This window comes from Croceicoccus marinus (assembly GCF_001661675.2).
In the GTDB taxonomy this organism is placed as follows: domain Bacteria; phylum Pseudomonadota; class Alphaproteobacteria; order Sphingomonadales; family Sphingomonadaceae; genus Croceicoccus; species Croceicoccus marinus.
In genome coordinates, this window is sequence record NZ_CP019602.1 from 2,921,816 (window position 1) to 2,944,298 (window position 22,483).

At 66.5% G+C, this 22,483-nt stretch carries 20 protein-coding genes and 1 pseudogene; 5 read left to right on the plus strand and 16 right to left on the minus strand.

Translation table 11 applies throughout. From position 1 onward, the window contains the following. Positions 1–147: 147 nt before the first annotated feature. Positions 148–1,347, minus strand: coding sequence for an ADP-forming succinate--CoA ligase subunit beta (sucC, locus tag A9D14_RS13870; protein WP_066847585.1), 1,200 nt, complete (start codon positions 1,345–1,347; stop codon positions 148–150). A gap of 221 nt (positions 1,348–1,568) precedes the next feature. On the opposite strand from sucC, the gene A9D14_RS13875 reads away from it, so the two are divergent. Continuing rightward, positions 1,569–2,348 carry a 3'(2'),5'-bisphosphate nucleotidase CysQ gene (locus tag A9D14_RS13875; protein ID WP_066847588.1) on the plus strand — a complete coding sequence of 260 codons (780 nt, stop codon included), beginning with the start codon at positions 1,569–1,571 and terminating at the stop codon, positions 2,346–2,348. Positions 2,349–2,411: 63 nt separating this feature from the next. Here the strand turns inward: A9D14_RS13875 and A9D14_RS13880 are convergent, their stop codons facing one another. Beyond that, positions 2,412–3,098: a YiaD family glycine zipper/OmpA-like lipoprotein gene (locus A9D14_RS13880; protein ID WP_066847591.1), complete on the minus strand. Its 687-nt coding sequence runs from the start codon at positions 3,096–3,098 to the stop codon at positions 2,412–2,414. 215 nt (positions 3,099–3,313) lie between these two features. Between A9D14_RS13880 and A9D14_RS13885 the strand changes: the two genes are divergently transcribed. Beyond that, positions 3,314–4,633, plus strand: coding sequence for a hemolysin family protein (locus A9D14_RS13885; RefSeq protein ID WP_066847594.1), 1,320 nt, complete (start codon positions 3,314–3,316; stop codon positions 4,631–4,633). A gap of 6 nt (positions 4,634–4,639) precedes the next feature. Here the strand turns inward: A9D14_RS13885 and A9D14_RS13890 are convergent, their stop codons facing one another. From A9D14_RS13890 to soxR, 9 genes and pseudogenes are all read right to left on the minus strand, one after another. Continuing rightward, complete coding sequence (locus A9D14_RS13890) at positions 4,640–5,050, minus strand: DUF3035 domain-containing protein (RefSeq protein ID WP_066847598.1); 411 nt, start codon at positions 5,048–5,050, stop codon at positions 4,640–4,642. 18 nt (positions 5,051–5,068) lie between these two features. Beyond that, a complete protein-coding gene (gene lspA / locus A9D14_RS13895) occupies positions 5,069–5,623 on the minus strand; it encodes a signal peptidase II (protein ID WP_066847601.1) in 555 nt (184 codons plus the stop codon). Continuing rightward, complete coding sequence (gene ileS, locus A9D14_RS13900) at positions 5,620–8,442, minus strand: isoleucine--tRNA ligase (RefSeq protein ID WP_066847604.1); 2,823 nt, start codon at positions 8,440–8,442, stop codon at positions 5,620–5,622. The genes lspA and ileS overlap by 4 nt, the downstream gene beginning before the upstream one ends. A 65-nt stretch (positions 8,443–8,507) precedes the next feature. Then, positions 8,508–9,458: a bifunctional riboflavin kinase/FAD synthetase gene (locus A9D14_RS13905; protein ID WP_087910524.1), complete on the minus strand. Its 951-nt coding sequence runs from the start codon at positions 9,456–9,458 to the stop codon at positions 8,508–8,510. A gap of 34 nt (positions 9,459–9,492) precedes the next feature. Beyond that, on the minus strand, positions 9,493–9,984 hold the full coding sequence (locus tag A9D14_RS13910; protein ID WP_066847607.1) for a dihydrofolate reductase: 492 nt from the start codon (positions 9,982–9,984) through the stop codon (positions 9,493–9,495). A 19-nt stretch (positions 9,985–10,003) separates the two neighbouring features. Then, the gene (locus A9D14_RS13915; RefSeq protein ID WP_066847610.1) at positions 10,004–11,119 is read right to left on the minus strand and encodes a 5-(carboxyamino)imidazole ribonucleotide synthase; all 1,116 of its coding nucleotides are present in this window, start codon (positions 11,117–11,119) and stop codon (positions 10,004–10,006) included. A gap of 5 nt (positions 11,120–11,124) precedes the next feature. After that, positions 11,125–11,613 (minus strand): 5-(carboxyamino)imidazole ribonucleotide mutase, encoded by a 489-nt coding sequence (gene purE, locus A9D14_RS13920; protein WP_066847613.1) that lies wholly within the window; start codon positions 11,611–11,613, stop codon positions 11,125–11,127. Between the two features lie 7 nt (positions 11,614–11,620). Continuing rightward, complete coding sequence (gene gpmA, locus A9D14_RS13925) at positions 11,621–12,313, minus strand: 2,3-diphosphoglycerate-dependent phosphoglycerate mutase (protein WP_066847616.1); 693 nt, start codon at positions 12,311–12,313, stop codon at positions 11,621–11,623. Positions 12,314–12,709: 396 nt separating this feature from the next. Then, positions 12,710–13,146: pseudogene (soxR, locus tag A9D14_RS13930) on the minus strand (redox-sensitive transcriptional activator SoxR). A gap of 89 nt (positions 13,147–13,235) precedes the next feature. Here soxR and A9D14_RS13935 point away from each other — a divergent pair. The 3 genes from A9D14_RS13935 to A9D14_RS13945 all read left to right on the plus strand — a co-directional run bounded on the left by A9D14_RS13935 (position 13,236) and on the right by A9D14_RS13945 (position 16,310). Continuing rightward, a complete protein-coding gene (locus A9D14_RS13935) occupies positions 13,236–13,658 on the plus strand; it encodes a VOC family protein (RefSeq protein WP_066849278.1) in 423 nt (140 codons plus the stop codon). Positions 13,659–13,725: 67 nt separating this feature from the next. Then, positions 13,726–13,983: a hypothetical protein gene (locus tag A9D14_RS13940; protein WP_087910525.1), complete on the plus strand. Its 258-nt coding sequence runs from the start codon at positions 13,726–13,728 to the stop codon at positions 13,981–13,983. A gap of 335 nt (positions 13,984–14,318) precedes the next feature. After that, positions 14,319–16,310, plus strand: a complete 1,992-nt coding sequence (locus A9D14_RS13945) for a M1 family metallopeptidase (RefSeq protein WP_083987948.1) — start codon at positions 14,319–14,321, stop codon at positions 16,308–16,310. Between the two features lie 4 nt (positions 16,311–16,314). On the opposite strand, the gene A9D14_RS13950 is transcribed toward A9D14_RS13945, so the two are convergent. From A9D14_RS13950 to A9D14_RS13970, 5 genes are all read right to left on the minus strand, one after another. Further along, a complete protein-coding gene (locus tag A9D14_RS13950; RefSeq protein WP_066847622.1) occupies positions 16,315–17,850 on the minus strand; it encodes an ABC transporter permease/substrate-binding protein in 1,536 nt (511 codons plus the stop codon). Next, complete coding sequence (locus tag A9D14_RS13955; protein ID WP_232468624.1) at positions 17,847–18,695, minus strand: ATP-binding cassette domain-containing protein; 849 nt, start codon at positions 18,693–18,695, stop codon at positions 17,847–17,849. Before A9D14_RS13955 ends, A9D14_RS13950 begins: the two co-directional genes overlap by 4 nt. 58 nt (positions 18,696–18,753) lie before the next feature. Beyond that, positions 18,754–20,070 (minus strand): sensor histidine kinase, encoded by a 1,317-nt coding sequence (locus tag A9D14_RS13960; protein ID WP_198302024.1) that lies wholly within the window; start codon positions 20,068–20,070, stop codon positions 18,754–18,756. Positions 20,071–20,181: 111 nt separating this feature from the next. Next, positions 20,182–21,450 (minus strand): dihydrolipoamide acetyltransferase family protein, encoded by a 1,269-nt coding sequence (locus A9D14_RS13965; protein WP_066847628.1) that lies wholly within the window; start codon positions 21,448–21,450, stop codon positions 20,182–20,184. Beyond that, on the minus strand, positions 21,450–22,463 hold the full coding sequence (locus A9D14_RS13970; protein WP_066849284.1) for an alpha-ketoacid dehydrogenase subunit beta: 1,014 nt from the start codon (positions 22,461–22,463) through the stop codon (positions 21,450–21,452). Before A9D14_RS13970 ends, A9D14_RS13965 begins: the two co-directional genes overlap by 1 nt. Positions 22,464–22,483 lie beyond the last annotated feature (20 nt).

A 22,483-nucleotide genomic window follows, 5' to 3' on the forward strand; every position in this document is an offset into this window, starting at 1 on the left:
AATCAGGCTGCATCGCCGTATCGAGCTGGCTTCTAGATAGTTGCTTACCAATACGTCAAGCAAATGCTATCTACGTCATGCCAGTGCTTCTGGCAAAAAGAAGGGGGCACCCAGGCCCCCTTCCGTTTTTGCAATGATGGATCGCGATCAGGCCGCCTTCTTGACCTCGGCCACGATCTTCTGCGCCGCATCGCCCAGATCGTCGGCGGGCACGATCGGCAGGCCCGAATTGGCAAGAATTTCCTTGCCCTTCTCGACATTCGTGCCTTCGAGGCGGACGACGAGGGGAACCTGAAGGTTCACTTCTTTGGCCGCCGCGACGATGCCGTCGGCGATGATGTCGCACTTCATGATGCCGCCGAAGATGTTGACGAGGATTCCCTCGACCGCCGGGTCCGACAGGATGATCTTGAAAGCCGCGGTCACCTTCTCGGTCGTGGCGCCGCCGCCGACGTCGAGGAAATTGGCCGGGAACGCGCCATTCAGCTTGATGATGTCCATCGTCGCCATGGCAAGACCGGCGCCGTTCACCATGCAGCCGATGTTGCCGTCGAGCTTGATGTAGGCGAGGTCGTATTCCGATGCCTCCACCTCGGCCGGATCTTCCTCGGTCACGTCGCGCAGTTCGGCGACGTCGGGATGGCGGAACATCGCGTTGCCGTCGAAGCTCATCTTGGTGTCAAGCACCAGCAGATTGCCATCCTTGGTCTCGACCAGCGGATTGATCTCGAGCATCTCGCAGTCCAGCGCCAGGAAGGCTTCGTAAAGCTGCTTCGCCAGCTTCTGCGCCTGCTTGTTGAGGTCGCCCTGCAGCTTCAGCGCGAAGGCGACGGCGCGGCCGTGATGGGGCTGGAAGCCCGACGCCGGATCGATGGTGATGGTGGTGATCTTCTCGGGAGTCGAATGGGCGACTTCCTCGATATCCATCCCGCCTTCGGTCGAGACGATCAGCGCGATACGGCCGGTTGCGCGGTCGACCAGCATCGACAGGTAATATTCCTCGGCAATGTCGACGCCGTCGGTGACATACAGGCGATTGACCTGCTTGCCCGCATCGCCCGTCTGCACGGTGACCAGCGTATTGCCCAGCATGTCCTCGGCATCGGCCTTCACGTCGTCGATGCTCTTGGCAAGGCGCACGCCGCCCTTGGCGTCGGGGCCCAGTTCCTTGAACTTGCCCTTGCCGCGGCCACCGGCGTGGATCTGCGCCTTCACCACATACAGCGGTCCGGGCAGCTTCTTTGCCGCTTCGACCGCTTCCTCGACCGTCAGGGCCGCATAGCCGGTGGGAACGCCGACGCCGTATTTGGCCAGCAGTTCCTTTGCCTGGTATTCGTGGATGTTCATCGAAATAATCCTCGCCAATGCCTGTTGCGGCCGCCGGGCCGCCGAAGGAAGGGTTCGCTTTGCATGCGTCTAAGCATAGGCACGCGCCGTTGAAAAGGGCGCTTGGCGCCTAAAAAGGGGTGGCTGGCGCAATGTTGTTGTACTTTGCGAAGCATTAGCAGCAAATCCCGCCAACGAGACGCTTCGCGCCTGCGGTCAAGCTATGCCAAAAGGGAGGCCGCATGCTTGATTACACCCGATTCGACGCGATCATGGCCGAAGCCGCGCGCATTGCGATGGCCGAGTTTCCCGGCGCGGGCAACGCGACTACCTCGTGGCGCAAGGAGGACGACACGCCTGTCTGCGCCGCCGACCTGGCGGTGAACCGCTTCCTGGCCGAATCGCTACGCAAGCTGCTGCCTTCTGCGGCCTGGCTGTCAGAGGAAACGGCGGACGATGCCGACCGGACGAAGGGCGGCCTGCTGTGGCTGGTCGATCCCATCGACGGGACACGTGATTTCCTCCGCGGGCGAGCGGGATGGGCGGTTTCGGTCGCGCTGGTCAGCAATGGCCGGCCGCTGATCGCCAGGCTGGCAGCCCCCGCACGCGGCGAGCTATGGGCTGCCGAAGCGGGCCGGGGAGCGCGGCGCAACGGCCTGGCCTTGAGAGCCAGTGCGCGGTCCGATTTCGCGGGCGCGCGCATACCGGCGGATGCAGGGCTGCCGCTACCGCCGCTCGTCAATGTGGCCAAGCCCAATTCGATCGCCTTGCGGATCGCGCTTGTCGCCAGCGGAGAGGCCGATCTGGCAGCTAGCACGCGGCTTGGCTATGAATGGGACATCGGCGCCGCTGCTCTGATCGCGCGCGAGGCTGGTGCGGTGGTGACCGATGCGGTCGGCCAGCAACTCGCGTTCAACAAGCTCGACCCACGTGCGAAAGGCATTCTGGCCAGCGCACCCGCCATTCACCGGGAAGCGACGGTCTGGCTGCGGGATCGCGATTCGCGCCTCCAGAGCCAATAGGCGGCAACCGATCGAAAAGGCCCCGGCGGTTCGAACCGCCGGGGCCTTTCCTCTCCGAACCGGTCAATTGTTCTGCGCGGCCTGCACATCCTGCTGGCTGATGGGCAGGATCTTGATTTCGACGCGGCGATTCATCGCGCGGCCTTCCTCGGTATCGTTGCTGGCGACGAAATAGGCCGGATCCTCGCCGAAGCCCTTGGTCGCGATGCGGGCCTGGGGCACGCCGCGATAGGTGAGGTAATTGGCCACCGCCTGCGCGCGCCGTTCCGACAATTGCTGGTTATAGGTGTCCGACCCGGTGTTGTCGGTGAAGCCATAGACGTCGATCAGGCTGTCGGGATAGTTCACCATCGACTGCGCGATGCCGTCCAGCGTTGTGCGGAAGCTGGGCGAGATTTCCGAGCTGTTGACCGGGAAGGTCACGCCATTGGGCAGGTTGAGATTGATGTACTCGCCATCCTGCTCGACCTCCACACCCGAGCCGGCGGTCACTTCCTTCAGCTCCTTGATCTGCTGGTCCATCTTGTACCCGACGACGCCGCCGGCCGCGCCGCCGATGCCGGCGCCGACGATGCGGGCGGTCTTGCCGCCGATGATGCCGCCCAGCAGATAGCCGGCCGCGGCGCCCCCGGCGGTACCGATGGCGGTGCGCGAAACCTTGCGTTCGCCCGTGTTGAGGTCGGTCACACAGGCCGACAGGCTGACGATCGACGTGGCGGCGAGAGCGGCTGCTACGAAACGGTTCTTCATGGGATTGCGGTCCTCTTCTTTCTGTTTCCGCCAGCCGGTCGAATCTCCCTGACCGGCCCAAGGGCGGTTCAGCTAATGCAAAGAACGCGTCACCGGCTGGCTGCGTTCCCGGTCGAGCCGAGAGGGGTAGGGAAACGCAATCGCTTGCGGGTCGGACATGAATGCCGCTAATCGCGTTGCTACGCAATCTGTCTCAACGACTGCAGAGCATCTAATTGTCCCCCTTCCCCTGGACCGACCTGTTGATCATCGCCGGCCTGATCGTTCTGAACGGTCTGTTCTCGATGTCCGAACTTGCCATCGTATCCGCGCGCCCCGCCCGGCTGCGCAAGATGGCCGAGGATGGCAGCAAGGGTGCGCGAGTGGCACTGACCCTTGCCGCGGATTCGGGCAAGTTCCTGTCCACCGTTCAGATCGGCATCACGCTGATCGGCATCGTGGCCGGTGCCTATTCGGGCGCAAGCCTGGGCGGGCCGGTGGGCGAAAGGCTGGCCTTGTTCGGGATCGATCCCGATGTGGCCGATGAGCTGGGCTTTATTCTGGTCATCGTCGTGACGACCTATCTGTCGCTGACGGTGGGCGAGCTTGCGCCCAAGCAGATCGCGCTGCGGGGCAGGGAAAAAATCGCCACGCTGGCCGCGCCGCCGATGGCGATCCTGGCCAAGGTCGCGGCACCCGTGGTCTGGCTGCTCGACAAGTCGACCGACGGGCTGCTGCGCCTGGTCGGCGTGCGCCAGCAGCGCGACGCGGGCGTCACCGCGGACGAGTTGCACCTGATCATCAGCGAAGCTACGCGTTCGGGCGCGATCGAAAAGACCGAACAGTCGATCATGGCCGAGGTGCTGCGCCTTGCCGAACGGCCGGTGCGCGAACTGATGACGCCGCGTACCGAGATCGACTGGCTGGAACGGCGCGCCACGGTCGAGGAGATGCGCAAGATCATCGACAAGTCGCCGCACTCGCTGCTGCCGGTGGCGCAGGGGTCGGTCGACGACGTGATCGGGGTGGTCAAGGTGCGCGACCTGCTGGCGGTGCTGGTCAAGGGGCGCAAGCCGCAGATGTCGCGCCTGATCAAGAAGGCAGAGATCCTGCCCGACCAGATCGACGCGCTCGACGCCTTGCGGATCATGCAGCGCGGCGATGTGGCGATGGCCTTCGTGCACGACGAATACGGCCATTTCGAGGGGATCGTGACGCCCGCCGATCTGCTCGCGGCGCTGGTCGGCAGCTTCGTCTCTCATTCGGACGAGGGTGACGATCCGCTGCTGGTGGAACGCGACAACGGTTCGCTGCTGGTATCGGGCGCGCTGCCCGCCGATCGCATGGCCGACCGTCTGGGCATCGACCTGCCCGAGCCGCGCGAGTTCGCGACGGCCGCGGGCTATGTGCTGTGGGTGCTGAAGAAACTGCCGATCGAGGGCGAGAGCTTCATCGAGCAGGGCTGGCGCTTCGAGATCGTCGACATGGACGGGCGCCGCATCGACAAGCTGCTGGTCGAAAGCATCGGCGGCCCGATCAGCCCGGCCGCCGAATAGCGTTCCTCAGCCCGGGATCACCGCCTGTGCATCGCGGCCATCGCCCTGCGGCGCTGCCACGATGTCACGCGTCACCTGGCCCTTTTCGACCGTGTTGGTGTCGGGATCGCCGACCGCGGAACGGATCGCCGGATCTGCGCGGCCTGCATTGCTGACGGCGCTGGTTTCCACTCCGCTGCGCGGAGCGGGTCCGCCGAACAGCGTTTCCATCGCCTGTTCGCTGGCGCTCGGCGTCTGGGGGCGCGGCGCGCCGGGTTCGGGCGGGGTCAGCGCAAAATCGGGCGGAACCGCCAGAGGCGCCTGACGCGAGACGGCCATCTCGTCCGGGCGGTCGCGGTTGAACAGGTTCAGGCCCCCGCCGCAACCGGCCAGCATGGCCAGCGCGGGCAGGGCGAGGAAGGCGGGCTTGATACGCATCGTCACTTACTCCGTGGCCTATTTGGCCGAAACTTTGGCGGCAGGGTCATGCTGCGGCTCGTCACCATCCTTGTCGCGGATGAACAGCGTGCGGGCAAGCAGCAAGACAACCCCCAGGGTGATCGCCACATCGGCAAGGTTGAAAACGGCGAAGGGCCGCCAGTCGCCGATGTGAAAATCGGCATAGTCGATCACATGGGTCAGGCGGAACCGGTCGATCAGATTGCCGATCGCGCCGCCCAGGATCAGCGCCAGCGACAAAATGTCGCCGCGCTTCTTTTCGAAGAACATCCACACCAGCACGCCCAGCGAGATCAGCCCGGTGACCGCGAACAGCACCACGCGGCTTTCCAGGCTTTCCGCGGCGAACATGCCATAAGACACGCCCGGATTGGTCGCATAGCGCAGGTCGAAGAAGGGCAGTACCTCTATCACTTGGCGCTGGTACAGTTCTACCGGGCCTAACAGGACCGCCTTCACTGCCTGGTCCAGCACGACCACCACCGCGGCGAGGATCAGCCCCAGCCGCCGGTCGGCGCTGAAGCGCGCAGCCAGGCGTGGGCCAAGGCTCATGCCGCCTCCATCGAGGAGACGACGCTTTCGCAGCGATCGCAGGCGTCGCCATCCTCAGCCACTTCGGGCAGATGGCGCCAGCAGCGGCCGCACTTGGCCATGTCGGTGGGGGTCACGCTCACCCCTTCGCCCTGCCCGCGCGACACTGTCGCGGTGATGAACAGCTCTGCCAGGTCGGCATCGCTGAAACCGGCGGGGATCGCGTCCTGCGGCACGCTGATCTCGGCGGCCAGGCTCGAACGGATGGTCTTCTCGCGCCGATAGGGCTCGATCGCTTCGTTCACGTCCTCGCGCAGGTCGCGCAGCTTTGTCCATACGGCCTTGTCGGCGCGTAGCTTTTCGGCAAGCGCGATCTTGGGCCATTCCAGCAGGTGCACGCTGCCCTCGTCCGGATAGCGCGTGCCCCACACTTCCTCGGCCGTGAATACCAGCACCGGCGCGGCATAGCGGACCAGCGCGTGGAAAAGGATGTCCAGTGTCGCCCGATAGGCGCGTCGCTTCACATCCGCCGGGTCGTCGCAATAGAGGCAGTCCTTGCGGATATCGAAGAAGAACGCCGACAGATCCTCATTGCAGAAATCGACCAGCGCGCGGGTATAGGCGTTGAAGTCGAAGTCGTTGACGCAGTGGTGCAATTTCGCGTCCAGATCGCTTAGCAGCGTCAGCACATAGCGTTCCAGTTCCGGGAAATCGGCGGTTTCGGGCGCGTCGCTGCCGTCATAACCGTCGAGCGCGCCGAGCAGATAGCGGAAGGTGTTGCGCAGCTTGCGATACTGGTCCGCGACGCCCTTCAGGATTTCCGGGCCGATCCGGTGATCCTCGGTATAGTCGACCGACAATGCCCACAGGCGGATGATGTCCGCGCCGAAGTCGCGCATCACGTCCAGCGGGCTGATCGTGTTGCCCAGCGACTTGGACATCTTCATGCCCTTGGGATCCATGGTGAAGCCATGGGTCAGCACCGCGTCATAGGGCGCACGGCCCCGCGTGCCGCAGCTTTCGAGCAGACTGGACTGGAACCAGCCGCGATGCTGGTCGCTGCCTTCGAGGTACAGGTCGGCAGGCCATTTCAGTTCGGGCCACTTGCCGCTTTCCAGCACGAAAGCGTGGGTGCTGCCCGAATCGAACCAGACATCGAGAATGTCGGACACCCGCTCGTAATCGTCGATATCGTATTCGGGGCCAAGCAGTTCGGCGGCGTTTTCCTCGTCCCAGCCGTCGACGCCCTGTTCGCGGATCTTGGCGACGATGCGTTCGTTGACGGCGGGATCGACCAGATATTCGCCGGTCTCGCGGTTGACGAACAGCGTGATCGGCACGCCCCATGCGCGCTGGCGCGAGAGCACCCAGTCAGGTCGACCGGCGACCATCGAACCGATGCGGTTACGGCCCTTCTCGGGAACGAACCGGGTGTCGGCGATCGCTTTCAGCGCCGTGTCGCGCAGCGTTCCGCCATCGCGCGGCATGTCCATCGGTACGAACCATTGCGGCGTGCAGCGGAAGATGACCTTGGCCTTGGACCGCCAGCTGTGTGGATAAGAGTGTTGATAATCGGCGGACGCGCTGAGGAGAGCGCCCGCCTCGAGCAGGTCGGTGCAGATCGGTCCGTCGGGCGCGTTGAACCTGGGATTGATGACCGACATGTTGCGCTCGTCATCGCGGCCCAGCCACGGCCAGTCCTCGCGGTAGCGGCCATCGCCTTCCACCACGAATTTCGGATTGATGCCGTTCGCCTTGCAGAGGTCGAAATCGTCCTCGCCATGATCGGGCGCCATGTGGACGAGGCCGGTGCCGCTGTCGGTGGTGACGAAGTCGCCCGCCAGCATGGGGCGCAGTTCGGCATAGAACCCGCCGAGATGGTGCATCGGGTGGCGGACCTTGGTGCCGGCCAATTGCGAACCCGGGCCCCGCCAGACGATATCGGTCGACTTGTCGGGCGTGCTGCCGAACAGCCGGGCGAACACGCCCTTGGCCAGCGTGGGCTCGCTGCCGATCAGGATGACGCGGCCGTCGACCTTGTAGGCGACATATTCGATGCCCGGCCCATAGGCCAAAGCCTGGTTCACCGGGATCGTCCACGGCGTGGTCGTCCAGATCACCGCATGCGCGCCGACCAGTTCTGCGACCGGCGATTCGACGATGTCGAACGCCACGTCGATCTGGGTCGAGACGATATCCTCATACTCGACCTCGGCATCGGCGAGGGCGGTCTTCTCGACCGGCGACCACATCACCGGCTTCGCGCCGCGGTAAAGCTGGCCGCTTTCCGCGAAGCGCAGCAATTCGCGCACGATGGTCGCCTCGGCATCCGGGTCCATGGTCAGGTACGGCTTGTCCCAGTCGCCATTGATGCCAAGCCGCTGCAGCTGCTCGCGCTGGACGTCGACCCAATGCGCGGCATAGGCGCGGCATTCGGCGCGGAATTCCTTTTGCGGAACCTCGTCCTTGTTCTTCTTCTTCTTACGGTACTGCTCTTCCACCTTCCACTCGATCGGAAGGCCGTGGCAGTCCCAGCCGGGTACATAGGGCGCGTCCTTGCCCAGAAGCGTCTGGGTGCGCACCACCATGTCCTTCAGCACATGGTTCAGCGCATGGCCGATATGCATGTCGCCATTGGCATAGGGCGGGCCATCGTGCAGCACGAAGGTCTCGCGCCCCTTGCGCGCCTCTCGCAGATGGCCGTAGATGTCCTCTTCCTGCCAGCGCGCCAGTATGGCGGGCTCCTTTTGCGGGAGTCCGGCCTTCATGGGAAAGTCGGTCCTGGGCAGGAAGACCGTGTCCTTGAAATCGCGCCCGGCGGGATTGTTTGCGTCAGTCATAACCGCCGCGCACTAGCGGGAAGCCGCGCCCGTTGAAAGAGCGGGAATGCAGCGAAGGCGAAGAATCAGGCTTCACGCACGGCCAGCAAGCGCCGTGCTTCGTCGCAATCGCGGGCGATCTGGTCCTTCAGGGCCTCAAGCGTTTCGTATTTTTCCTCGGGCCGGATGAAGTGGTGCAGGGCCACTTCTATCGTCTGTCCGTACAGATCGCCCTGGAAATTGAAGAAATACGGTTCCAGCAGTTCGGTCGGCGGATCGAAGCTGGGCCGCACGCCCAGATTGGCCGCGCCCGTCATCACGGGGCCGTTCGCCAGGGGGCCGGTCAGCACCCGCCCGGTGATCGCATAGATCCCGAAGCGCGGGCGAAGATAGGACCCCATCAACAGGTTCGCGGTGGGAAAGCCGATGCTGCGGCCCAGCTTGGCGCCGTGCACCACTTCGCCCCGGATCGCGAAGGGACGCGTCAGCAGGCGCGCGGCTTCCTGCGGATCGCCCGCCGCCAGCGCATGGCGCACGCGAGTGGAGGAAACGACATCGCCGCCATCCTCGACCGGAGCGACGATGCGGACCGCGATGCCCAGCCCGGCGCACCGCTCGCGCAGCATCGCCACGTTGCCGCGGCGGCCCTTGCCGAAGGTGAAATCGTGCCCGGTCACGACGCCGCCCGCCGCCAGCCTGTCGGCGAGGACGTCATCGATGAAATCCTCGGCGGATGTCGTGGCCAACGCATGATCGAACTGGAAGACCAGCATCGCGGCGGCGCCGAGTCCGGCGAACAATTCCTGCCTCTGGTCGAGCGAGGTGAGGCGGAACGGCGGCAGGTCTGGCGCGAAATAGCGCACCGGATGCGGATCGAATGTCGCCACGATCAGCGGGGCGCCGCGTTCTTGCGCCAGAGCGCGGGCCTGCGCGATGACCTGCTGGTGCCCGCGGTGGACGCCGTCGAAATTGCCCAGCGCGATGACGGCGCCGCGCAGCTTGTCGGGTATCGGATCAGTGGCGGACAGGCGAATCATCGAAGGCGCGGTCTAGTGGGGCCCGGCCCCGCCCTCAAGCCCGGCGGCGCAGGGTGACGAAGCTGTAGGCAGGACGATTGCCATCTTCCGGACAATCGGTGCGGCCGGTTTCCTCCCATTCGTCGGCGGGCGGGGCGGGCATGGTGACATCGCCTTCGAAGTCGCGGTGGACTTCGGTCATCTCGATCCGGCGGGCCAGCGGCATGGCCTGGGCGAACACGTCGGCACCACCGATCACCGCGATGCGTGCGGCATTGGCAAGGTGGATCGCGCTGTCGAAATCATGCGCGATCTCGGCGTCCTCGCCGCTCCAGTCCTCGTCGCGGGTCAGCACGATGTGGCGGCGGCCCGGCAGCACGCCCGGCAGCGAATCGTAAGTGGCGCGGCCCATGATCATCGGCGTGCCCATGGTCAGCCGCTTGAAATGCGCCAGATCGGCGGGAATATGCCACGGAAGGCGCCCGTTCTGCCCGATTACGCCGTTCTGCGCGCGCGCGAAGACGAGGAATAATTCAGGTCCCGTCATCGCGGCATTCCTTCCATGTTCAGCCGTGCCCGTCCGTCAGCAGCCGGGTCACGTGCCCCATCTTGCGGCCGGGATTGATTTCCGCCTTGCCGTAGAGGTGCAAATGGTTGGCAGGGTCGGCCAGCAGTGACAGCCAGTCGTTGGCTTCCTCGCCGATCAGATTGTCCATGCGCACCGCGGGCACGATCGTGTCGGTCAGGCCCAGCGGCAGGCCGCAGATCGCGCGGATATGGTTCTCGAACTGGCTGGTCCGCGCGCCCTCGATCGTCCAGTGGCCCGAATTATGGACCCGCGGGGCCATTTCGTTGAACACCGGACCCTTTTCGGTCGCGAAGAATTCCAGCGTCAGCACGCCGACATAGCCCAGCGCTTCCGCCACGCGGGCGGCCAGCTCGCGGGCAGCGGGCACCTGTGACGCGACCGCTGCGCCGGCCGGAACGACGGAGCGCGAGAGAATGCCCGAGCTGTGGTCGTTCTGCGCGCTGTCCCAGAAGCGGATCTCGCCATCCAGCCCGCGCACCAGGATGACCGAGAACTCGGCGGTGAAATCGACGAAGCCCTCGTAGATCAGCTGCTTGCCCGAAAGCGTCAGGTCCTCGGTGTCCCGGGGCGACATGATCCGCCACTGGCCCTTGCCATCGTAACCGTCGCGGCGGGTCTTGAGGATGCCCGGCGTGCCGATCCTTTCCAGCGCGGCGGTGAACTCCGCCTCGTTCTCGACCGCCATGAACGGGGCCGGGGTGCCGCCATGCTGCTCGACGAAGCGCTTTTCGGCCAGGCGGTCCTGCGCGATTTCCAGCGCCCGCGCCGGGGACCGCAGCGGCGTATCGCCCAGCGACGGGAGCGGCGCGACGGGCACGTTCTCGAACTCGTAGGTGATTACGTCGCAGGCGGCGGCGAATTCGGCCAGCGCCCCGGTGTCGTCATAGGGGGCGCAGGTGAAGCCAGCCGAGACGTCGGCTGCCACGCTGTCGCCGTCGGGCGCATAGACGTGGCAGCAATAGCCCAGCTGCGCCGCCGCCATCGCCAGCATCCGGCCCAGCTGCCCGCCGCCCAGAATGCCGATCGTGCTGCCCGGCGCTATCGGGGCGGCGTGCCGGATCGGATCGGCGAAGGATAGGGAATCGCTCGTCATCGGTCTCAATTACTGTCCACCGGACGCTCGGCCACGGATTGGGTTTGCGCCGCGCGATAGGCCTTCAGCCGCTCTGCCAGCGCTTCGTCATGCGTGGCAAGCACCGCGGCGGCGAGTAACCCCGCATTTTTCGCGCCCGCCTCGCCGATGGCCAGAGTGCCGACCGGGACCCCGCCGGGCATCTGCACGATGGACAGCAGCGAATCCTGTCCCGAAAGCGCCCTGGACTGCACCGGCACGCCCAGCACCGGCAGATGGGTCATCGCCGCGACCATGCCGGGCAGATGCGCCGCGCCGCCCGCGCCCGCGATGATCACCTTGAACCCCTCGTCCGCAGCGCCCTCGGCAAAGCTGACGAGGCGGGCCGGGGTGCGATGGGCCGAGACGATGCGGCAGTCATGCGCCACGCCCAGCGCGTCGAGCGCTTCGGCCGCGTGCTTCATGGTCGGCCAGTCGGACTGGCTGCCCATCACGATCGCCACTGGTGCCGACATCCGGGGATCAGCCTTCCGAAAGATAGGCCCGCTCGCCCGAAGGCTGGCCGTCCTTGAAGGGATAGACGATCGGCTGGCCGGTCGGGATTTCCAGCCCCGTGATCTCGTCGTCCGAGATGTTCGACAGGTGCTTGACCAGGGCGCGCAGCGAATTGCCGTGGGCCGAGACGATCACCGTTTCGCCCTTTTGCAGCTGGGGCACGATTTCCGCCTGGTAGAACGGCAGCACGCGGGCGATCGTGTCCTTGAGGCTTTCGGTCAGCGGAACGTCGATGCCGGCATAGCGGGCATCGTTGCCGGGATCGTACTGGCTGCCCTTTTCGATGACGGGCGGCGGAACGTCGAAGCTGCGGCGCCAGATCTGCACCTGCTCCTCGCCGTGCTTCTCGGCGGTTTCGGCCTTGTTCAGGCCGGTGAGCCCGCCATAGTGCCGCTCGTTCAGCAGCCAGTTCTTGGTCTCGGGGATCCAGAGGCGCCCGGCGTGCTGCAGCGCGATGTGCAGCGTGCGGATCGCGCGGGTCTGCAGCGAGGTGAAGGCGATAGTCGGCAGCACCCCCTTGGCCAGCATCAGCTCGCCCGCGGCCTTTGCCTCGGCCTCGCCCTTGTCGGTCAGGTCGACGTCCCACCAGCCGGTGAAGCGGTTTTCCAGGTTCCACTGCGACTGGCCGTGACGAACGAGGATGAGCGTGGCTTCGGTCATCGGTGGGCGGCTCCCGTAAAAGATTGCGTTTGCCAGCCCCTAACCGGCGGGTGGCGGTTTGAAAAGAGCGAGCGGGCCGATTGCGGCGGGCCGATGACCGAAAGACCCTTGCAGGCCAATGGCGAAGGCCCGGCTGACGGCGGCGGCGGTTGACACAGGCGACATGTCCTACACAGGCTGTCACCCGGTTGGAACGCGCCGAAATGCGCGGCTGGCGGCCCGCCGGTTGACACCGGAAGGGGCCGGGGAAAAATGCACGCTATGAAAGAGCCGGCGCGAGGGATGCGCTGCCCGGCACCATGGCGCGGCACGGCGGTGTAGGACAGTAAAAGCTGACGTTGGGGTGTGGCCGTGGTGGCGCCCTATCTGAGCACGCGCCCTATCGGAGCACGCGCCTTATCTGAGCATGCGGGGCCCCGCTCCGCTGCCGCCCCATTTGTCGTCCGCGTTGTAGAGCGCGCATCGTGCCAGGCTGAGGCAGCCGCAGCCGATGCAGCCGTCGAGGTCCGCGCGCATTTTTCCAGCCGGGCGATCTGCGCGTCGATGCGCGTGCGGATCGCGCCGCTGATCCGCGCCCAGTCCCGCGCGTTCGGCGTGCGGCCATGCGGCAGGTCGGCCATCGCCTCGGCAATGTCGGCAAGGCTGAGACCAAGCCGCTGCGCGATCAGCACGAAGCTGAGGCGACGAATATCGGCGCGCAGGAAGCGGCGCTGGTTGCCGCCGGTGCGCAGCGGGCGGACCAGCCCCTTGTCCTCGTAGAAACGGATCGCCGACACGCTGAGGCCGGTACGCCCAGCGAGTTCGCCGATGGTGAGCAGGTCGTCCGGTTTCATCGATCACCGTGATAGGCAAAACGGACCTTGATCTCAAGCGAGCTTGAGGTTGCATGATCGCGCCATCCGAACGCAAGAAGGAGGCAATCATGGCCACGGCAACACTCGAACACGTCAATATCTCGGTCAGCGACGCGCAGCGCACCGCGCGCTTTCTGGAAAGGCTGACCGGCTGGCACCGGCGCTGGGAAGGTCCGGCGATGAACGGCGGGCACACGATCCACCTGGGCGACGAGAATGCCTATCTTGCGATCTATACCAACCCCAAGGTGACAGGCGGGTTCGCCAAGGGCGCGCCGATGAACCATATCGGCATTGCGGTCGATGATCTGCATGCCGCCGAGGCGCTGGTGGTGGCCGAGGGCTTCGAGCCGTTCAACCACGGCGCATATGATCCGGGGCCGGACAGCTTCTATTTCCTCGACGCCGACGGAATCGAGTTCGAGGTTGTGAGGTATGGAAAGCCGGCTTCCCGCCACCCCAGACCCACCCACAAACAGCGTAGTGTTTGACCTGACGCCACAATCTCGCCACTATCGCGCCTCTGCCGATGGTGTGCAGACGAAAAGGGGATATTCGATGAAATTCAAATCCATAGCACTTGTTGCCTCGACCGTTGCGTTCATGACGCTCGGCGCTTGCTCGGAGAGCGAGGAAGAAGCGCAGGAAGACCTGGTCGAGCAGCAGTACGAATCGGCCGAGGACGTTCTTGAAGAACAGGCTGATCTGGCCGAAGCGCAGGGCAGCGAAGTGCAGGAAGAAGCACTCGACGCGCAGGCCGATGCCATGGGCGAGATGGGCGACGAAGCCGAAGACGCCGTAGACGCGGCACAGTAACAGCCACGGGACTTCGGCCGGCGCCGCTTGTGCGCTGGCCGGTCCCTGCGCTGGCCGGGTTCGGGGCGGTGTTCGTCACAAGACGAACGCCGCCCTTGCCTTTCGTGGGGAGGCGTGCGCGGCGGGGGCCGCGTGCCTGCGCCCGGCATCCTGCCCCGCGCCCCGCCCGATACCCCCGCCCCATACCCCGCCCGATACCCCCGTCCGATACCCCCGTCCGATACTGGCGCCGGGCTTCGCGACGAGGAATGGTGACAAGCGCCGCCGCCCGCGGCTATGGTTGCAGGCGTAACCGGAATCCCCCGTGAAATTCCCCTGATGTCGGAGTGTCACCCATGCGCCTTGCGCTGACCGCCCCCGAATTGAACCGCGTATTGAACTGCGTATTGAACCGCGTGTCGAACCCCGTTTCGCGCGGAGTCGTCGTCCCTGCTCTCGCTTCGCTGGCGCTGACGGGCTGCGCGGCCACCCAGTCGGCATCCCCGCTCGTATCGTCCCCGCTCGCATCATCCCGGCCGCTGGTCTCGCCGATCCTGACCAGCCCCGAGGCGCGGGACACATCGACCTATGCGCGGCCCGAGGAAGCGCGGGTGACGCATGTGGCGCTGGACCTGGCGCTGAATTTCGAGGCGAAGGACGTGTTCGGCACCGCGACGCTGGACATCATGGCCGACGACGATGCCGACACGGTCGTGCTCGACAGCGACGGGCTGCGCATTTCGGCGATCACGGACGAGCAGGGCAATGCGCTGCCCTATACGGTCGGGGAGCATGACGAGGAGCTGGGCGAGCCGATCACCGTGCGGATGGGCGCTGCGCGGCGGATCACCGTCACCTATCGCGCCGCGCCCGATGCGGCGGCGCTGCAATGGCTGGACCCCGAACAGACCGCGGGGGGCGAGCATCCCTATCTGTTCAGCCAGGGTCAGGCGATCCTGAATCGCACGTGGATCCCGACGCAGGACAGCCCCGGCATCCGCCAGACGTGGGAAGCGCGCATCACCGCGCCCAAGCCGCTGACCGTGGTGATGTCGGGCCTGAGCGGCAGCGAGCCGGTGGAGGTCGATGGCGACCGCCGCGCCTTTACCTTCAGCATGGACAAGCCCGTGCCGCCCTATCTGATCGCGCTGGCGGCGGGCGACATCGCGTTTCGCGAACTGGGCCCGCGCACCGGCGTATGGACCGAGCCGGTGATGCTGGACCGCGCCGCCGCCGAACTGGCCGATACCGAGGCGATGGTCGCGGCGGCGGAGAAGCTCTACGGCGATTATCGCTGGGGCCGCTATGACATGATCGTGCTGCCGCCGGCGTTTCCCTATGGCGGAATGGAAAACCCGGTGATGACCTTTCTGACGCCGACCTTCATCGCGGGCGATCGCAGCCTGACGGGGCTGGTCGCGCACGAGCTGGCGCATAGCTGGTCGGGCAATCTGGTGACCAATTCCAACTGGCGCGATTCGTGGCTGAACGAGGGCGTCACCTCGTACTTCGAGGGGCGCATCACCGAGGAGATCTATGGCGAGCAGCGCGCCCGGCAGGAAGAGGCGCTGAGCTTCGCCACGGTCGAGAACGTGCTGGCCGAGGCCGGCGCCAACGATCCGGGCACCGCGCTGCACCAGCCGGACGATGTGGAGAGCGCGGGCAGCGAGATCGTCTATGACAAGGGCGCGGCGTTCCTGCGCACGGTCGAGCAGATTGCCGGGCGCGAGCGGTTCGATGCGTGGCTGCGGCAATGGTTCGACAATCATGCGTTCCAGCCCGCAACCTCGCAGATGATCCTTGCGGACATGCAGGCAAACCTGGTCGCGGGCGACGAGGAACTGGGTCGCAGGCTGATGCTGCGCGAGTGGATCTTTGAGCCCGGCCTGCCCGCCAACGTCAAGCGCCCCGATCCGCAGGCCTTCGCAGGCGTGGACGGCGCGGCGGCGCGCTATGCCGCCACGCGCCAGCCCGATGCGGCGGCGTGGCAGGGCTGGAACTCGGCCGAGCGGCTGCGTTTCCTGTCGAAGCTGCCCGACGAGATGAGCGCGGCGCAGCTGGCGGCCCTGGACAGCGCGTTCGGCCTGTCGGGCAGCGGCAATAACGAGGTGCTGTTCGCGTGGCTGCGCACGGCGCTGTCCAATCGCTATGAACCCGCGGTGCCGGTGGCGGAGGCGTTCCTGGCGCGGGTGGGGCGGATGAAATTCGTCGCCCCGCTGTTCGGCGTGCTGATGGGCGAGGGCGAGTGGGGCCAGCCCATCGCGCGGCGCATCTATGCCGCGACCTATCCCAGCTATCACGCGGTGACGCGCGGGGCGGTGGACCGGGCGATGAAGGCCGGGGACTAAGGGGCTAATTGGCTGGAGGGGCGATCTGCCCTTCCAGCCAGGCCGCCGCCTGCGCGGGGGAAGCCTTGTCGTCGGCGCGGTCGACCATCAGGTTCGCCTGCCGCATCGCTTGGATCGAGATCGCCTCGTCCAGTCCCCGTAGCGCCCGCGTCACGCGCGGGTCTGCCGATGCGCTGGGTGACAGCAGCACCACCGCGTCATAGCGGGGCAGCGCGCCGCGCGGGTCCTGCAGCACCTGGAGGTCGAGCGCGGCGATGCGTCCGTCCGACGAAAAGGCGGTGATCGCATCGACCGTGCCGTCCGCGATGGCGCGGTACATGAAGGTCGGGCTGTACTGCGTGATCGAGGCGAAGCGCATCGGATAAAGCGCCTTGACCGCGTCCCATTCGGGCCGGTCGGTAAATTCCAGATCGGTGCCGAGGTCCAGCGCGGGCGAGCGGGCGGCTAGGTCGTCCAGCGTGGCGGGCGCGCCAGCCTCTTTCCGCACGGCGAAGGCATAGGCATTCTCGAACCCCAGCGGGGCGAGCAGGGTCACGCCGTCGCGTGCGGCAAGCTGCGTGCGCAGGGCGTCCAGCATCGCCTCGCGCTCGGGCGTGTCTTCGCGCTGGAGGATGTTGGACCACAGCGTGCCCGAATAATCGACATAGACATCGATATCGCCCGAGGCGAGCGCGCGATAGGCGATGGTGGAGCCCAGATTGTCGCGTCTTTCGGTGGCGAAACCGGCGCGCTGCAGCCGCGCCTCGATCAGGCTGGCGAGGATATATTGTTCGGAGAAATTCTTGGCGCCCACGGTGATGACGGGCCGGTCCGATCCGGCGTCCAGCGGCACCAGCGCGAGCGCCGCGATCCCCGCCATGCCCGCCGCCGCGCTCCACAGCCGCCATGCGGCGCGTCGCGCGAGGCCCGATGCCGCCAGCGCCAGCAGGGCGTCGACCAGCAGCGCGACCGCCGCCGCGGCGATGCAGCCGACCAGCACCAGCGTCCAGTCCTCGGTCTGGAGACCCGCGAAGATCAGATTGCCCAGGCTGGGCTGGCCCACCGTGGTCGCCAGCGTGGCGGTGCCGAAGGTCCACACCGCGGCGGTGCGGATGCCCGCCAGCATGACCGGCGCGGCCAGCGGCAGTTCGACGAAGCGCAGGCGCTGGCGGCGCGTCATGCCCAGGCTGTCGGCGACTTCCAGCGCGGCGGGATCGACCTGCTCGATCCCCGCGACGCCGTTGCGCAGGATCGGCAGCATGGCATAGAGCGTCAGCGCGGCCACCGCGGGCAGGAAGCCCAGCGCCGGGATCGCCAGCCCCGTCGCGCGGCCCAGCAGCAGCAGCGCCGGATAGAACAGCGCCAGCAGTGCAAGGCCGGGCACGGTCTGCACGATGGATGTGGCGGACAGGATCACGCTGCCCAGCCGCGCGCGCCCCGCCGCCAGCAGCGCCAGCGGCACGCCGATCAGCAGCGCCAGCGCCAGCGCCGCAAGGCTGAGCCCGACATGCGCCTGCAGCAGGCCGGGCAATTGCGAAAGCGCGCTTTGAAGCGGGTTCATGCGCCGCCTTTCAGGTCGAGCAGCGCCCGGGCCTGCCGCAGCGGAGGATCGACCAGCGCGCGCACCGCCGCATCGTCGCTGGCGGCCAGCTGCGCAGGCGGCGCGAAGGCGATTGCCTTGCCCCCGTGCATCACCAGCACGCGGTCGGCCAGCGCCAGCGCCTCGGCCACGTCATGAGTGACCATCACGCTGGTCAGCCCGGCCTCGTCATGGCGTTTTCGATAGGCCTCTCCCAGCGAGGCGCGGGTGGCGGGGTCGAGCGCGCCGAACGGTTCGTCCAGCAGCATCAGCGCCGGGCGGCTGTAGAGCGCGCGGGCGATGGCGACGCGCTGCGCTTGTCCGCCCGACAGCTCGGCGGGATAGCGGCGCGCCATGTCGGCGGGCAGTTCCATCATTTCCAGCAATTCGGCGACGCGGGCCTCGTCGTGCCGCCGCTTGCCCGCGATGCGGCTGGGCATGCCGATATTCTCGGCCACGGTGCGGTGCGGGAACAGGCCGATGTTCTGCAGAACATAGCCGATGCCGCGCCTTAATTGCTGGTGCGACAGGCCGGCGGTGTCCTTGCCGTCGATCAGCACGCGGCCCGAGTAATCGGGCACCAGCGCGTTGATGCAGCGAAGCAGGCTGGTCTTGCCCGCGCCCGATGCGCCGATCACCGCGACGAATTCCCCCTTCGCGATGGCAAGGTCGATGCCGCGCAGAATCCGCGTGCCGCCCTTTTCCAGCGCCAGATCGCTGAGTTCGATGCGCGCGATGTCCATCAGGATCCGCCGGTCGTGCAGTCGCCCGCACCGCAGGATGGTGTTCGGGACGTCGATCGCGCGGAGCCATGCTGCATCGGCCATGACCTAACCGGCGCGGCCCGGCTTGGGAAGGGCCGCAAGGCTTCGGGCGGGGAGCCGGCTATCCGGCGAACAGGGCGGTGGGGCCGGGCGGCGCGGGGGGATACAGGACGGCTCGCAGCCCGCCGCCGCGATTCTCCTCGAACAGCAGCCTGCCGCCAAATCGCTGCATCAGGCGATGGGCAGTGGGAATGCCGAGCCCGAAGCCCGAGACATTGCGGGCGCGCGCGTCGTCGATGCGGAAGAAGGGGTCGAGGATCAGATGGTGCAGATGCGCCGGTATGCCCGGCCCCCGGTCCATGACCGCAATGCACCAGCCCCGGCCAGCGGGCTCTATCGCCACCAGCGCGCCGCCGCCGAAATTGACGGCATTGTCGATCAGCGCTGCCAGGGCGATCTGCAGCGGTTCCCGATAGGTTGTGAGATGACCCTCGTCCTCTGCCCGGATCTTCACCTTGTCGCCCCACGGCGCGGCGGCCGTCCGCACGAGCTGCTGCAGATCGACCTGTTCGGGTTCGCATTCCATGTGCTGGGCGCGCAGGAAGCCGCGCAGCGAATCGAGCAGTGCCACCATCTCGCGCGAAGAACCGGCGATGATCGCCCTGATGTCCTCATCCTTGACCATGTCGGAGGCCAGCGTCACCCTGCCCAGCGGAGTGCGAAGATCGTGGCTGATGGCTTCGAATGCGCGGGCCTGGTCGCCGATCAGCCGGCCGATCCGCGACTGCATGTCGTTGAACGCGCGGCTGACGCGCTGGACATCGGCGGGACCCTTCACTTCGAATTCCAGTTGCGCGCCTTCGCCGATCCTTTCGCTGGCATCGGCCAGCAAGCGCAGCGGCCGGCCCAGCCCCTTCAGGAACAATGCGCCTGCCAGCAGCGCGGCCAGCGCCAGCAGCACCGTCATGACCGTGGCGCGCAGCACCACGGGCCAGCCCGCCGAAAACCCCGCAGAGCGGAAATTGAGCCAGTTGCCATCGGCCAGTTCGATGGAGCCGATGAGATGCTCGGTGCGGCTTTCGGTCTGCAAGAGTCCCAGATGGAGCGCGCGGTTTGCGAGGGCCGGTTCCCATGCAAGGATGGCATCGCGCACGGGTACCAGCCTTGCGGGCACTTCGTCTGTCGTGACGATCGGGCGCGAGCCGAGCTCTACCGCCAGATGCTCGGTCGTCATGATGCTGGCGACATCCAGCATGCCGCGACTCTCGAGACGGTCGGCCACCACCAGCAGTTCGGCCACGCGGCGAGCGTGATCCTGCCGCACGGTTTCGGTATCGATCGCGTGATAGAACAGCACGCTGGCGACCAGCTGGACGACGCCCAGCGTCAGGAACACCAGAATGGCGACCGGCACCAGCCGGCGGGGCAACAGGCGCAATCGCCCCGGCAATCCATGTCGCGCGCTTTCCATGGCGCCTTGTCCCCGCGAAACGAAGATTTCGCAAGGTTCTGCAGATGGCGGAGCACGCTTGCCGCGCGCTGCCATCTGTCAGTCGATGAACAGCAGCGCAGGGGTTTCCAGCAGGCGTTTCAGCGACTGCACGAACAGCGCGGCTTCGTAACCGTCGACGATGCGGTGGTCGAAGCTGGAGGAGATGTTCATCACCTTCCGCGTCACGATCTCGCCGTTCACGCGGGTCAGCTTCTCGGTGATCTTGTTCGGGCCGACGATCGCGGTTTCGGGCGCGTTGATGATCGGCGTGGTGGTGACGCCGCCGATGGGGCCCAGCGAGGTGATGGTGATGGTCGAACCGCTGAGTTCGTCGCGGCTGGCCTTGCCGTCGCGGGTGGCGGCGGAGAGGCGGGCGATTTCCTCGGCGCATTGCCACAGATCCATCGATTCCGCGTTTTTGAGCACGGGGACCGCCAGGCCCTTTTCGGTGGCGGTGGCGATGCCGCAATGGACCGGCGCATGCTGGCGCAGCACGCCCGCCTCGTCGTCGTAATGCGCGTTGCAATGCGGGAATTCGGGCACGGCCTTGACCAGAGCGCGCACGAAAAAGGGCAGGATGGTGAGCTTGGGCTGGTCCTTGCCGCGGCTGGCATTCAGCGCATTCCGGGTATTCTCAAGCTCGGTGACGTCCACTTCCTCGACATAGGTGATGTGCGGGATGCGGCGCCATGCGTCTTCCATACGCTGCGCGATCCTGCGGCGCAGGCCGACCACCTCGATCACGTCCACGCCGGAGCGGGTGGCATAGCGGTCGTCGCCGCCCGAGAGATAGCGGTCGATATCCTCGGGCGTGATGCGCCCGTTGCGGCCCGTGCCGCGCAGGCGCTCAAGCTCGATGCCCAGTTTCGCCGCGCGGCGGCGCGTGGCGGGCGCGGCCAAAGGAAATCCAGAAGGCGGGAAGCTGGCGGGCCCGCTTGTGCTGGGCGCGGGCGCGGATTTCGGCGCGCGGGCCGGTTTTGGAGCGGGCGCGGGAGCCGGGGCGGGTTCGGGCGCGGGTTCGGCCTTTGGCGCAGGCGCGGGCGCCGGTGTTGGCGCAGGCGCCTCGGCGGCGGCGTTGCCTTCGCCCTCGACCTCAAGCTCGACCAGAACCGAGCCGACCGCCTTCATCTCGCCCACCTTGCCGTGCAGCGCGACGATCTTGCCGCCGACGGGGGTGGTCATGTCGACGGTGGCCTTGTCGGTCATCACGTCGCACAGCGGGTCGTCCTCGGCGATCTCGTCGCCGACATTGATGTGCCATTCGACGATCTCGGCCTCGGCCACGCCTTCGCCTATGTCGGGCAGGCGGAAATGATAGCGTCCCATCAGCGGTACTCCACGGCAGACTTGAGTGCTTCGGCAAGGCGGATCGGGCCGGGGAAATAGTCCCATTCGAACGCATGCGGATAGGGCATGTCATAGCCGCAGACGCGGGCGATGGGCGCGCGCAGATGGTCGAAGCAGCGCTCCTGCACCAGTGCCGACAATTCCCCGCCGAAGCCGCCGAAGCGCGACGCCTCGTGCAGGATGACGCAGCGGCCCGTCTTCTTCACCGACCGCACGATGGTGTCGATGTCGAGCGGGACGATGGAGCGCAGGTCGATCAGCTCGGCATCCACGCCGCTGTCGTCGATCCCGGCCTTCGCGACATGGACCATGGTGCCGTATGCCAGCACGGTCGCCCCGCGCCCTTCGCGCAGGATGGCGGCCTGGCCCAGCGGAACCTCGTAATGGCCCAGCGGAACCTCGGCGAAGGGGTCGCCCGAATTGGCCCAGGTCTTCAGCTCCTCGTCCGGGCGGCCATAGAACGGGCCGTTGTAGAGGCGCTTGGGTTCGAGGAAGACGACCGGGTCGTTGCTTTCGATGCTGGCGATCAGCAGGCCCTTGGCGTCATAGGGGTTCGACGGGATCACCGTCTTCAGCCCCGTGACATGGGCGAAGATCGCCTCGGGGCTCTGGCTGTGGGTCTGGCCGCCGAAGATGCCGCCGCCATAGGGGGTGCGGACCGTGATCGGGGCCCAGAACTCGCCGTTGGAGCGGTAGCGAAGGCGCGCCGCCTCGCTCACCAGCTGGTCATAGGCGGGCAGGATATAGTCGGCGAACTGGATTTCGGGCACCGGGCGCAGGCCGTAGGCGCCCATGCCGATGGCGCTGCCGATGATGCCGCCCTCGGTCAGCGGTGCGTCGAAGCAGCGTTTCAGGCCGTATTTGGTCTGCAATCCCTCGGTCACGCGGAAGACGCCGCCGAAATAGCCGACATCCTCGCCGAAGATCAGCACATCGTCGTCGCGGCCCAGCATCACGTCCAGCGCGCTGTTGAGCGCCTGGATCATGTTCATCTTCTTGGTGCCGGTCTCGG